This is a genomic window from Serratia sp. HMSC15F11 (assembly GCF_001808215.1).
Lineage (GTDB): Bacteria > Pseudomonadota > Gammaproteobacteria > Enterobacterales > Enterobacteriaceae > Serratia > Serratia nevei.
In genome coordinates this window covers 126,785-139,681 of record NZ_KV792494.1, presented here as the reverse complement: position 1 = coordinate 139,681, position 12,897 = coordinate 126,785, and the positions used below count along the sequence as shown (strand labels likewise).

Below are 12,897 nucleotides of genomic sequence, written 5' to 3'. Positions count from 1 at the left end.
TCATATCAGGAACTTGTTCGCACCTTCCTTAGCACAAAGTCGTTTTTCTGGATATCTTCCAGCGTTGCAGAGAAGCAGAACCCGGCTTCGTCTTCATAGTCCTTATCTGCCTGCCAGCCGTGGAAGGTGTCGGCAATTTTGGCGATATCCTCGCGAGTGAAATCACGCAGTACGCGGTCTTTCATAAAGCCAATTTGTCGGGCGTCGATAAACAGCACTTCGCCCTTACGGTGCGCTTTACCGTTGCCGCCGGATTTGTCCTTGGTCAGGAACCAGATACAGGCCGGGATTTGGGTGTTGGTAAACAGCTGCCCCGGCAGCGCCACCATACACTCCACCAGATCGGCTTCGATCAGGTTACGACGGATTTCGCCTTCGTTGTTGGTGTTAGAACTCATTGAACCGTTGGCCAGCAGCAGCGCCATCGAGCCTTTCGGCGCCAGATGATGGATCATGTGCTGCATCCACGCAAAGTTAGCGTTGCCCTGCGGTGGTGTGCCGTACTTCCAGCGCACGTCGTTTTCCAGCTTTGCGTTCCACCACTCTTTCATGTTGAACGGCGGGTTAGCCATCACGAAGTCGGCGCGCAGATCCGGGTGCTGATCGTCCAGCAGGGTATCGGCGTTTTTCGTACCGAAGTTAAAGTCGATGCCACGGATCGCCATGTTCATCGCTGCCAGTTTCCAGGTGGTCGGGTTAGACTCCTGGCCGTAGACGGAGATATTGCGCTTCTGTTCAGCAGCGTTGTAATTTTTCTCACCCGCGTGTTCTTCAATAAAACGATCGCTAGAGACGAAGAACCCACCGGAACCCATTGCCGGGTCATACACGCGCCCGTTATACGGCTGCAGCATTTCGACAATCAGCGTAACGATACTTTTTGGTGTGTAGTACTGGCCGCCTTGTTTGCCTTCCGCCAGTGCAAACTGGCCGAGGAAATATTCGTAAACGTGTCCAAGAATATCTTTGCTTTTTAAGCTGAGCTTCTCGCCGTTATATTCCGGGTTGCTGAAGTTCGCGTCGGAGAAGGTGTTGATGAGGCCAGTCAAAACCTCATTGCTCAGTTGGAACTGGCTGATGCGGTTCAAAATACCTTTCAGTTTTGGGTTGGTTTTTTCAATTTCATCCAGCGCATTGTCGATAAGCCAAGAGATCGATCGCAGTTTAATTTCTTGGCCTGTGGTCTTATCGACCCACAATACCGTCCCAGTCGGCAGCATGGCTTTGTTTTTCAGCGTTTCCCAGCGTGCGGCTTTGGGTACCCAGAAGACGTTTTTCTCGGTGTAGTAATCTTCGACCTCTAGTTCTTCCTGGATCGCTTGAGCGTACTCTTCATCAGAATCGTAATCGTCGCGTGACATGGCATAGATGTTGTCCGGGTTGCCAGCATCGCGGAACAAAGTGATCAGCTCCTGCTGGCGAGCCTCGAAGGCATCGGAAACATATTTTAGAAAGATCAGCCCCAGGACTACATGCTTGTAGTTGGCGGCATCCATATTGGCACGCAGCTTATCGGCGGCCTTCCAAAATTTGTTATCCAGCTCGTTTAAGAAAAGCTGCTCGTTGTTATTCATGAAAATCCTCAAGAAACGCTAAATCTGAACTAGTCATTTGGAATGTGTATCGCAAAATGATACCCGCAAGCAGAGCAATCTTAAACGACATAAGCCAACTAAAGGGACAAAATACGGCATGGCCACACATCGGCCAGGAGATATGTGCTCGACCTCTAAGAAATTACCGATTTTGCAAGGGGATCACTGGTCGAAGTAGTCGCTATCGAGTTTAGGAACCTTCAGTAACGTTGAGCTGACACCCACTTCGTTATCCATCATCAGATACACCAGTCGGCTACCGTCGATAAGTACCATGCCCTCTACCGATTGCGCGTAGGCAACGGCATGTTTGGTAAAGCCAGACGTCGTGATAAATACCCCTCGTTTGGCCTTTTGTCCCACAAGTGCACCGTAGAAGGCATGCAACTCAGGGCGGCCTACGGTGTTTTGCCAGCGTTTGGCTTGCACATACACTTTTTCTAAGCCGAGCTTGTCTAAAGAAATTACGCCATCAATCCCCGCATCACCGCTGCCTCCGACTCGTTTTAAATCATCGCGGTGGCCGCCGTAGCCTAAACGGTGCAGCACATCCAACACGATAACTTCGAAGCGACCTGGGGATACCTGGCTCAGGTTCTCCAGGAGTTCTGTTGCAACAGCCTCGCGGATCTCTTTGATTGATTGTTCCAGGCGATCGTCTGGGCTGTTTGTTAACATCGCTTCGGTGAGAAGAGGTTCTGTAACCGGGTCCAAATCCACCGCATCACTATTTTGTTGAAGTTTGACGTTGGTATAAGCCAAAGCGAGATGCTCTACTTCTGCTGCAGTGAGCGGGTTTGGATGCTGCTTTAACCAGTCGATGCCTTTGGCGGTTAAGCACCATTTTCCTCTGGATAAGCTGTGCGAGAGCCCTGCACGTTTCAAACGATCGTGAGCCCAGCCGGTACGGTTCTTATAAACCAATTGGCCGCTGGCAATGGTCTCTGCCCGTTGTTCTTCGTTTAGGCTGAGTATGTCTGCTGCTGCATCTTGCACATCCCGAGCAAGTGCGCCTTCGGGCTTCGTTGCCAAAAAGCGAAGCACTGGCTCGATGAATTGGTCGTAGGTAGGTACTGACATGCTGAGGTTCCCTGTTATTCTTTATTATTCCTATGATACTGCACAAACTCGGTTTTGAAGTTGACAGGTAGCACGGTGTGGCAGGCAACTTTTAACCTATAGCAGCCTCTTTCAATTCCAACTTCACCATCAGCTTCTTGTTCACCTCTTTCCCATCCACCCCGCTATGAATCCGCCGATGGCAAGTTGGGCAGATGGCGCCCACCCATTGCGGGTGATCGGGGCCTTCGTCGGCTAGGCGCTTGGTGTGGTGGGGTTCAAGGTAGGGGGCACCATTTCTTTTCTTGAACGGTGCCGGCTGGTCACAGGCTTCACAGATGCCATTGGCGCGCTTCAGCACGTATTTTTTTACGTCTTCGCTGCGTTTGAACCAGGATTTTTTGCTGTCGCTTTGTTGGCGCTGGCCTGATTGCTCTGAGGACTGCAGTGCCTTCTTGCGTAACTGTTCGAGTGTTTCTGTCTGCGTATCGGCTTCATCGGTTTCTGCTTCTTCTTCGACCGCGTGCAGTGATGAGACTTTGAACAGGTTAAAGGTGATGCCTTGGCGCATGTTATTTTCGAAATCTAAGCACTGAATGTGATCCCAAGAATCGCACTCGAACATGCCAAGATAGCGGACGCCTTTTTCTTTCTTGTTGTCCTCAAACAGGAAGATGTCTTTGCCGTCTTTTTTATGGTCGCGGATGGATTTATTACCCCGAATAAATTCCATAGGGCCTTTTTGGCCTTCTCCCGTATAAGAGAAGCTGCCTTCGGCTGTCCATCCATCTTTGTAGCCGTAGGTTTCGCCGCTTTCTCCGGTGAAGATAAAGATCACCGGGAATTCCCGCGGGGTCCAGATACCGCCTTGCAGCTGTCCGCCGTAGAGCTCGATAAGCGCTTTGCGTGTGTACAGTTTGCCTTCGGTTAAATAGTCAAAAGGATGCGGCGTTTCGACGATCTCAAAACCGAGGTCTTTGAGAAATTGGATGGCTTTTTCCGTTCCGCTATCGGCGTTGATTCCCTTAAACGGATAACCATTCTGCTCACTGTATGCTCTAGCGGTAATGCCGCGGATATCGTACTTCTCGCCATTATAATGAAGGGTGTATTTTTTAAATCGCTTAATTTTATGTTGTTTTAAGAATTCATCTCGGCCAATTTTTTTATATTCTTCGATGGCTTTTAAAACGGATTCTTTTGAAGATAACGCCTCTATTGCAGTTGCCAAAACCACTCCCTCACATTGCCGAGTAGACTCTGAGCAATGTGCTTGCTGACGAGAGCAGTATGCATCAATACCCAGCAGTTAACTCATCGATTTACCGAATGCGTTAACTATGCCAGGTAGGGGAGGAAATGCCTACCTTGATGAATGCTTTTGTTGTGATATGTCAGTCAGATCTATTGGAAATCGTGGGTGGGAAGGGCGATGAACATCGCCCGAATTGCCATTTACGTTAGCCGCAGGTTTCCATCTCCCGCAACGCCCGCCCGTAAAGATTACATAGCGCAGGAACCAGATGCGCCGTGGCGTTGAGGTAGCGACTCAACTGTTCCCAGTCTTCGGTATCCAATTGCGGGGCCTTTTGCAGTAAATGGTCGAACAGCATCAGGCCGTGGCACAGCCCTTCCGCCTGCTCGGCAGAGAGTGCGGCCAGGTCTAAAAGTTCTGAAGGGTTAAAAGCGCTGAGATCGAGGTGGTTAAACAGTTGGCGGTAGAGGGTAAGGGTACTTGTGGTGAACTCGGTGGTGATGACATTTTCCATGTGTTTTATCCTTAGTGTGTAGTATGCGTACTACCACATGAGACGCTAAACCCATGGTGGTAGCCCAAGCGGAGTTAGCGTTACCGGACACGAAGGAAACCGGCGCTTCTTGCGAAGCCCCCACTTGGGCCACCATAATTCTGGATGTTTTAAGCCCCAACATTATATACATAATGCTGCCTTGTGTAAGTGTTCGGAACGCTAACTCCGGCTGCGGATTTTGCCGCAGCGAAAAAACTATAGCGTTATCAGTAAAAGGAAAAAATAAGCTGTATGGAATTACAGTTTATTTACTTTTAGGATTGGAATGTACCTCGCAATTCGGCATATCATCTTTGCGTTGAATTATCGGTCATCCATTCAAGGATAATATTTCTCCATTAAGATTTATAAATAATGGAATATGATGAAAGCTAATTTTTTACTGGTCATTGCAGGATCGATATTGTTAAGTGCCTGCACCGGCGATCGTCTCGATCAGCGTTATGCGCCAGATATCCCTATCACAGCCCATACTAAAGCGAATGGTGACATCTGCATCTCTCCGTCACCAAAGGAAAACGAGAGGCAAGATACGCTCTATCTCACTGGTGATACGGATGAGAAATTGATTGAGGTGGGGAATCAGGATCTTAAAAAGGGCATTTGTGTTACGCAGAACGATTACCCGTTTCAGGAAAATCATATCTACAGCATGAGGCTAAATTTTGTGCCCATTGATAAGCGCAGAAATCTACAGGATGTTTCTGGTAGGGCTTTTATAGCCCACTTCAAAGTGAAAAAGCTCAACGGCGCTTACGAAATTGAAAACATCACACGGGGCAGCAGATAACGCAGAGACGAAATGAAACGGATCTCCCCCCTTGCATTTACCTTCCTGCTTGCCGGCATCTCGATCTACCGATTGGATGAGGCGCAGAGCCGCACGTTCAAATTCTTCGATCCGCTGCGGGATGTCGCCCCCAATCAGTGCGTCCCGTTGAGATAGCGATTCATCCGCTCCCAGCCTTCGGCATCCGGCTGCGGGTGCTTGTGCAGCAAATGGCCAAACAGCATCACCCCGTGGCATCGCCCTTCCGCCTATTCGGCAGAGAGGGCGGCCAGGTCTACGAGTTTTGAGGCGTTAACACCGCTGAGATCGAGATGGTTAAAACAGCCGGCAATGCAGTTCTTTTATATAGAATTTTAATGATGGCTATCAGTTTTGCTATATAGCCGACAGGCGTAACTCGTCGTAGTCTCTGGAATGTCATCCCGAATGCGAGGTATCACTCATGAAAGGTAAAATTGCTTTAGAAGAACATGTTTCTACCCAGGAAAATAATCGCTTGTGGGATTCAAAAAGCGAAGCGCTGCGAAATGGCCGTCATTATATGGATAATGTTGAAAAACGCCTTTTGGAAACCGAACTGCGCTTAAAGGATATGGATGCTTGTGGCATTCGTCATGCTATTTTGTCACTGACATCGCCGGGGGCGCAGTCGATTCTTGATGCTGCTGCGGCAACTCATTTCGTAACCCGCACCAACGATTATATTGCCGAATATTTTGTTCAGCCTCATCCCGATCGTTTCAGTGCTTTTGCGACGGTGGCGCTACAAAATCCTCAGGCGGCTGCGGATGAACTGGAAAGATCGGTGAAAAAGCTGGGTATGAAGGGGGCATTGATCAACGGTTATACCAATATGAACGGCACCGAGGAGGGGCGCTATTTGGATGATCCTGCGGTAGAAGTATTTTGGCAGAAAGTGAGTGAACTTAATGTGCCTGTCTATCTGCACCCCAGGGAGCCACTGCCTGCCGCCTGTGGAATTTATCGCGGCTATGAAAGCTTGGTCGGTTCAGCCTGGGGTTTTGCAACGGAAACCGCAGTACACGCGATTCGTCTGATGATGAGTGGATTATTCGATCGCTATCCGAATATTACCATTATCCTTGGGCATCTTGGGGAGGGGCTGACATTTATGTTACCGCGCACGGCTCATCGTCTGGAAAAACAGTTTGAGGGCATCGGTCTGGGAATCAACCAGCACCCCTTAACGGATTACCTGACGAATAATTTCTACGTCACGACGAGTGGTCACTTCACGACCAGTGCCCTGCATAACGCCATTGAAGTGATGGGAAAGGATCGGGTCATGTTTTCTGTTGATTATCCTTATGAGGATATGTGCCAGGCGGCTGATTGGTTCGATCCATTAATCCTGGACGCCGATGTTAAACAGAGTATTGCGTACGGTAATGCCCGTCGAGTCTTCACCCTGCCTGAGTGAGTTGAGCTAATTGTTGGCGTAGCCAGATCAGACCCGGGTCGTGATGATATCTCTGGTGCCATACCTGGCGAATGGTGAAAGAGGGGCAGGGCATGGGTAATGGCCAGGCAACACATGAAAATGCCGCCGCACACCAGGTGGCAACTTGTTCGGGAACCGTCGCCAGCAACTCAGTACTGGCTACAATGTTTCCCACGCCCAAGAAGCTAGGGAGCAGCATTTTAGTGCGCAGTTGAATGCCACTGCGTGCCAGATAGCGTTCCATCTCTGCATGCCCGGTACCGTCCCACTGCACCATGACCTGTTGTTCTTTAAGCCATGACGCCAGTGTTGGTGCTTGTCTGATACGCGGATGTGTCGTGCTGCTCAGACAAACATAGTGTTCATCAAACAGCCTCTGTTGGTAAAAACTTTCCGGAATATCGATTAGATAACCGATTACAAGGTTTACGTCGCCGGACTCTAGCGCGGAGTAAATATTGTCATCAATATGCCTGATGGCAAATTTAATTTGGGTGGCCCCCTGGCGTTTACATATATCAAGCAGGCGGGGAACCAGAGCAATTTGGCTTATATCAGCCATTGCGATGGTAAAGCTTCGCTGACTGGTGCGGGGATCGAAAGGCAATGAGCTCATGAGCTGATTATCCAGCAGATCTAAAATCGTAGATATGGTGGCAAATGCCTGCTGCGCACCTGGTGTGGGCGCCATCTTTTGTCCGACCCTGACAAACAGCGTGTCGTTAAACTCTTCCCGCAAGCGCTTAAGCAGCAGGCTACCCGAAGGTTGGCTCAGATCTAACTGATCGGCAGCCGAAGAGACATTGCCGCTCAGATAGAGAGCACGAAAGAAATAGAGCATTTTCAAATCCAGTTCTTTACGCATGGTTTATCTAGTCACCTTATTTATTCGTGAAAAAACGGCGCGTTGTCTTAAGCGGCAGTTGCCAAAAAGTATTTCTTAATTGAAATAGGTGGCCTGCGTTTGCTGGGTATATTAGCGTAATGCGTCACTACCGCCGCCGTTTACCTTCACTTTTTGAGAAATAGATAATATTACCTGGGCTTGCTGAGCGATTATCCTCATTTCAGAATATACGAGCAGGTGTCGTTCTATTACACCAGGTTGTTATTTTAACATCTTAAGAAGCACAGTATGCCTTGCATAGGGAGGGGCTATGGGTTGCGTAAAAAAGAGGATTATGTAGCCTCGTTTTAAAATTATTCTCTATTTTAAAATGGATAATGACTAGTATCGGCGCGTTCTTCAGTGCTATTCGCTATCATGCGAATAAATAATCACCGAAGGGGGGGGTATACGTGCTGCTTGCGGTGGCCCGCTAAAACTGGCCGCCGCTTGAGCGTTTTTTGCTAGGTGGTAACGAAAGGCAGAGCAAAAGTGGGAACGGCTCAAACGCAGGCAAGTCGTTGGAGCCCACCCACAGGCCCCAACAGTCAAACCCTACTTACCCCAGTCCTCCAATCCTGCCCCGAATCTCCTCCTCCGGCAGATCCACACCGATAAACACCAGCGTGCTCTTGCGCTCTTCCTCTGGCAGCCATTCCCGATCCCAGTCGGCGTTATACAGCCGCTGCACGCCCTGGAATAGCAGGCGGCGCGGCTCGTCTTCGATAGACAGAATGCCTTTGTAGCGCAGCAGGTTGTCGGCGTATTCCAGCAGCAGGCCTTCCATCACGTCGGAGATTTGCATCAGCGGCAGCGGGCGCTCCAGCGTCACCACGATCGAGCGGATGTCGCTCTGCGGCTGCGGGATGCGGCGGAACAGCGGGGCGGGCGGCGTCAGGTTGAGCTTGTCGTTCAGCGTAAAGCCTTCGATGTCGAACAGCACGCTTAAATCGATGTCGCCGTGCGTCACCTGGTAGACCGGCGCGCGGGCGTTCATCCGCTGCAGCCGCTGGATCAGCGCCTCGCAGTCCGGCGCCACGTCGGTTTTGGTCAGCAGGAGGCGGTCGGCGTAGCCCACCTGCGCCTGAGCGATGCTGAACTGGCTCAGCTGCTGGTCGGCGTGCGCCGCGTCCACCAGGGTGATGATGCCGTCCAGCAGGAAGCGCTCGCACAGGATCTCGTGCGAGAAAAAGGTCTGGGTAATCGGGCCGGGATCGGCCATGCCGGTGCATTCGATGATCAGCCGGTCGAACGCCAGCCGGCCGCTGTCGACGCCGTCCAGCAGATCCAGCAGCGCGTCCGCCAGTTCGTTGGACTTGCTGCAGCAGATGCAGCCGTTGCTCAATGTGGTGATGCGGCTGGCGCGATCGCCGATCAGCGCGTCGTCGATCGGCACTTCGCCGAACTCGTTCTCGATGACCGCGATTTTATAGCCGTGTTCGGCGTTCAGGATGTGGCGCAGCAGGGTGGTTTTGCCGGCGCCCAAAAAGCCGGTCAGGATGGTGACTGCGATGGGTTTCATACGGATCCTTGTGACTGCGGGTTAACAGCAGCGCATGCCGCCTTTGCCGTCGCCGCCGTAGCGCGCTTGCTGGCGCTCGCGGAAAAATTCTTTATAGGTCATCACCGGCTTGTCCGGGTGGTTGTCTTTCATGTGCTGGACGTAGGTATCGTAGTCAGGCACGCCCACCAACATGCGCGCCGCCTGCCCGAGATACTTCCCCGCCTGGCCGAGATTTCCGAACATAGTTCCTTTCTCCCAAATACCCTGCTTACCCTTCGTCTTTCGAACCGCAGCGGTGTTGGCTGCACTCCCGAACCCCAGTCACTTACTTGAGTAAGCTCCTGGGGATTCGCTCACTTGCCGCCTTGCTGCGGCCCGAAATCCTTTGGGTACCGGTTAGCTTTCATGTCGGTACTGCATAACTGATTTCATTATGCAGGGTATCCGTTAAATCACATCAATGCTGGGTCGAAACTTTGACCTCCCCCTCAGTTACGCCGTCGGCGTGCGCGGCCTGCTGCACCGGCACGTAAGGCGTTTCCTGGTCGGTGCGTTTCGGGTTCTTGTGCGCCGCCAACGCGGTTTTCACCCCGTAGAAGATGATGCTGTACACCACCAGCAGGAACAGAATGCTCAGCCCGGCGTTGGTGTAGTTGTTCACCACGATGTGGTTCATGTTGGCGATCTGCTGGGCACTCAGCTCGGCGCCGCCCTCGGCGATCTTGCGTTTGTACTCACCGGCCAGGAAGAAGAAGCCTTCCAGCTGCGGGTTGTCGCTGAACAGCTTCAGCCCCAGCGCGTAGGTGGTGCAGATCAGCAGCCACACCGCCGGTAGCACGGTCACCCAGATGTATTGGGTGCGCTTCATCTTAATCAGCACCACGGTGCCCAGCACCAGCGCCACGGCGGCCAGCATCTGGTTGGAGATGCCGAACAGCGGCCACAGGCTCTTCACGCCGCCGAGCGGATCCACCACGCCCTGATACAGCAGGTAGCCCCACAGCCCGACGCAGCCGGCGGTGCCGACGATGCCGGCCACCAGCGAGTCGGTTTTCTTCAGGAACGGCACGAAGTTGCCCAGCAGATCCTGCAGCATAAAGCGGCCGGAGCGGGTGCCGGCGTCCAGCGCGGTCAGGATGAACAGCGCCTCGAATAGAATGCCGAAGTGGTACCAGAAGCCCATGTTGGCGCCCGGAATGATCTGATGGAACACGTGAGCGATGCCCACCGCCAGCGTTGGCGCGCCGCCGGCGCGGTTCAGCACTGAAGGTTCGCCGATGTCGGTGGCGGTCTGCAGGATCTGTTCCGGGCTGATGACGAAGCCCCAGGAGCTGACCGCCGCCGCCGCGTGCACGGTCACGTCCTTCAGCGAAGCCATGATCATCGGCGCGTCTTCGGTGCCCAGGCGGTGCAGATCCGGCATGGTGATGCCCAGCGCCGCCGGCGGGGTGTTCATGGCGAAGTACAGGCCCGGCTCGATGATGGAAGCCGCCACCAGCGCCATGATGGCGACGAAGGACTCCATCAGCATCGCGCCGTAGCCGATAAAGCGCGCGTCGGTCTCATTGGCCAACAGCTTCGGCGTGGTGCCGGAGGCGATCAGCGCATGGAAGCCGGAGACCGCGCCGCAGGCGATGGTGATGAACAGGAACGGGAACAGGGTGCCTTTCCACACCGGGCCGGTGCCGTCGACGAACTGGGTCACCGCCGGCATTTTCAGCTCAGGGTTGAGGATCACGATGCCGATCGCCAGCCCGACGATCACGCCGATTTTCAGGAAGGTGGCCAGGTAGTCGCGCGGCGCCAGGATCAGCCATACCGGCAACAGGGCGGAGATGAACGCGTAGCCGATCAGCGTGAAGGTGATGGTGGTGTCTTTAAAGGTCAGCGCCGGGCCCCAGTACGGGTCGTGCGCCACCACGCCGCCGAACCAGATGGCGGCCACCAGCAGCACGATGCCGATGATTGACACTTCACCCACGCGGCCGGGGCGCAGGTAGCGCATGTAGATGCCCATAAACAGCGCGATCGGCACGGTGGAGCAGACGGTGAACACCCCCCACGGGCTCTCCGCCAGCGCTTTCACCACGATCAGCGCCAGCACCGCCAGGATGATGATCATGATCAGGAAGCAGCCGAACAGCGCGATGGTGCCCGGTATCGGCCCCATCTCTTTTTTGATGATCTCACCGAGCGAGGCGCCGTTGCGGCGCGAGGAGATGAACAGCACCATAAAGTCCTGCACCGCCCCCGCCAGCACCACGCCGCCCAGCAGCCACAGCGTGCCGGGCAGGTAGCCGACCTGCGCGGCCAGCACCGGCCCCACCAGCGGCCCGGCGCCGGCGATGGCGGCGAAGTGGTGGCCGAACAGCACGTTCTTGTTGGTCGGCACGTAGTTCAGGCCGTCGTTGTTGACCACCGCCGGAGTGGCGCGGCCGGCGTCCAGCTTCATCACCTTGGTGGCGATGTACAGGCTGTAGTAGCGGTAGGCCACCAGATACACCGCCACCGAAGCGACGACGATCCACAGCGCGCTGATGTGTTCGCCGCGGCGCAGCGCCACCACGCCGAGGCAGGCTGCGCCGAGTATCCCCAGCAGCATCCACGGAATGTGCTTTAAAATCCCCTCTCGTTTCATGAGGTATCCTTAATTCCAGTCTGCAAAATATGAATGAACTCATCCGCTTGTAAGAGATGTCAGAGTGGCGCGGTGAGCAGTAGCGTCTTTCCCGAGGTAAGGCGGGTTTAGGAACAGCTCATCATCGCCGGGGGTAAGGGGGGAAGACAGGCGTATTTCGGTCAGCGGTCAGATTCGCCGGGTGAACGGTTGGATTGGCGGGGTGAGCGGTTGGCGGCCTGAGCCAGAGAGTCGGCCGCCGGCGGGCAGCAGCCTGTCTCCTCAAACCGTCTGCATGGCCTGCAGCAGGTGGATAAACGCGGCGCTGAGCGGCGGCGTGGCCGGCTCATGGCGGGTAAAGACGTAAAAGCGCGCGCTGATGTCGATCTCGTGCGTCGGGATTTTCTGCAGGTGCAGCTGCGGGGCGTAGTGTGCGACCACCCGATCGCTCAGCAGCGCGATATAGCCTTGCTGCCTGACCAGGCACCAGGTCGCCAGAAAGGAGTCGGTCTCGACGATCTGGCCGTGCGGCGTGTAGCGTTCGGCGATCTCGCGGATGGCGGCATGCCCTACCGAGCAGGAGCGCGGCACCACCCATTTGGCCTCGGCCGGCGGCTGCCCGGCTGCGGTAAGATCGCCTCCCTGATAGAGCGAGAAGCGCTCGCTTTTCAGCGCCTGCATGGCCAGATCGGCGCCGCCCGCCGCGCCGTTCAGGCTGCTGACCGCCAAATCCAGCTCGCAGTTTCGCAGCCGGGCCAGCAGGCCTTCCGGGCCGTCTTCCACCACCGTCACCCGGGTATGCGGGTAGCGGCGGTTGAAGCCTTCGAGCACCTGAGGCAAGTAGCACAGCAGCGGATCGACGCTCATCCCCACCCGCAGGCGCTTCTCGCCGTCAGCGCTCAGGCCGCGCAGCTCGTCAAACGCGTTGAGCAACTGATTGGTGGCGGCGTCTATCCGCCGGTAAAACAGCTCGCCGACCGCCGTCAGGCGCACGCCGCGGTTGCTGCGCTCCAGCAGCCGCGCGCCGATGGTCATTTCCAGCTCTTTAAGCACCCGGCTGAGCGTCGGCTGCGAGATGGCCAGCTTTTTCGCGGCCTCGTGCAAGCTTCCACAGTGGACAATGTCTTTGAACATCGTCAGATGCGCCAGTTTTGGCATGGTTTTCATGGTTGA

At 54.3% G+C, this 12,897-nt stretch carries 12 protein-coding genes; 2 read left to right on the top strand and 10 right to left on the bottom strand.

The genetic code is table 11. The annotated features are described in order from the left end of the window. Nucleotides 1–5: 5 nt before the first annotated feature. The 5 genes from HMPREF3138_RS19180 to HMPREF3138_RS25775 all read right to left on the bottom strand — a co-directional run bounded on the left by HMPREF3138_RS19180 (nt 6) and on the right by HMPREF3138_RS25775 (nt 4,586). Entirely contained in the window at nt 6–1,574 is a 1,569-nt protein-coding gene (locus tag HMPREF3138_RS19180; protein WP_070559233.1) for a class I SAM-dependent DNA methyltransferase, read from the bottom strand. A 183-nt stretch (nt 1,575–1,757) separates the two neighbouring features. After that, the gene (locus HMPREF3138_RS19175; RefSeq protein ID WP_038878268.1) at nt 1,758–2,675 is read right to left on the bottom strand and encodes a restriction endonuclease; all 918 of its coding nucleotides are present in this window, start codon (nt 2,673–2,675) and stop codon (nt 1,758–1,760) included. A gap of 91 nt (nt 2,676–2,766) precedes the next feature. Next, the gene (locus HMPREF3138_RS19170; RefSeq protein WP_223294906.1) at nt 2,767–3,891 is read right to left on the bottom strand and encodes an HNH endonuclease; all 1,125 of its coding nucleotides are present in this window, start codon (nt 3,889–3,891) and stop codon (nt 2,767–2,769) included. Nucleotides 3,892–4,114: 223 nt separating this feature from the next. Next, complete coding sequence (locus HMPREF3138_RS19165) at nt 4,115–4,423, bottom strand: hypothetical protein (protein WP_038878274.1); 309 nt, start codon at nt 4,421–4,423, stop codon at nt 4,115–4,117. Then, complete coding sequence (locus tag HMPREF3138_RS25775; RefSeq protein ID WP_223294907.1) at nt 4,359–4,586, bottom strand: ash family protein; 228 nt, start codon at nt 4,584–4,586, stop codon at nt 4,359–4,361. The genes HMPREF3138_RS19165 and HMPREF3138_RS25775 overlap by 65 nt, the downstream gene beginning before the upstream one ends. A gap of 243 nt (nt 4,587–4,829) precedes the next feature. Between HMPREF3138_RS25775 and HMPREF3138_RS19160 the strand changes: the two genes are divergently transcribed. Further along, nucleotides 4,830–5,255, top strand: coding sequence for a putative T6SS immunity periplasmic lipoprotein (locus HMPREF3138_RS19160; RefSeq protein ID WP_038878557.1), 426 nt, complete (start codon nt 4,830–4,832; stop codon nt 5,253–5,255). Between the two features lie 442 nt (nt 5,256–5,697). Further along, nucleotides 5,698–6,696, top strand: coding sequence for an amidohydrolase family protein (locus HMPREF3138_RS19150; protein WP_038878276.1), 999 nt, complete (start codon nt 5,698–5,700; stop codon nt 6,694–6,696). On the opposite strand, the gene HMPREF3138_RS19145 is transcribed toward HMPREF3138_RS19150, so the two are convergent. The 5 genes from HMPREF3138_RS19145 to HMPREF3138_RS19125 form a co-directional block, all read right to left on the bottom strand. Continuing rightward, entirely contained in the window at nt 6,680–7,582 is a 903-nt protein-coding gene (locus HMPREF3138_RS19145; protein ID WP_038878277.1) for a LysR family transcriptional regulator, read from the bottom strand. The two genes, HMPREF3138_RS19150 and HMPREF3138_RS19145, sit on opposite strands and share 17 nt — an antisense overlap. 580 nt (nt 7,583–8,162) lie before the next feature. Then, on the bottom strand, nt 8,163–9,125 hold the full coding sequence (gene yjiA / locus HMPREF3138_RS19140) for a GTPase (RefSeq protein ID WP_038878279.1): 963 nt from the start codon (nt 9,123–9,125) through the stop codon (nt 8,163–8,165). A gap of 21 nt (nt 9,126–9,146) precedes the next feature. Beyond that, nucleotides 9,147–9,350, bottom strand: coding sequence for a YbdD/YjiX family protein (locus tag HMPREF3138_RS19135; RefSeq protein ID WP_004953088.1), 204 nt, complete (start codon nt 9,348–9,350; stop codon nt 9,147–9,149). A 214-nt stretch (nt 9,351–9,564) separates the two neighbouring features. Then, nucleotides 9,565–11,745 (bottom strand): carbon starvation CstA family protein, encoded by a 2,181-nt coding sequence (locus tag HMPREF3138_RS19130; protein ID WP_038881924.1) that lies wholly within the window; start codon nt 11,743–11,745, stop codon nt 9,565–9,567. Nucleotides 11,746–12,006: 261 nt separating this feature from the next. Beyond that, nucleotides 12,007–12,891 (bottom strand): LysR family transcriptional regulator, encoded by an 885-nt coding sequence (locus tag HMPREF3138_RS19125; protein ID WP_038878288.1) that lies wholly within the window; start codon nt 12,889–12,891, stop codon nt 12,007–12,009. Nucleotides 12,892–12,897: the final 6 nt, after the last annotated feature.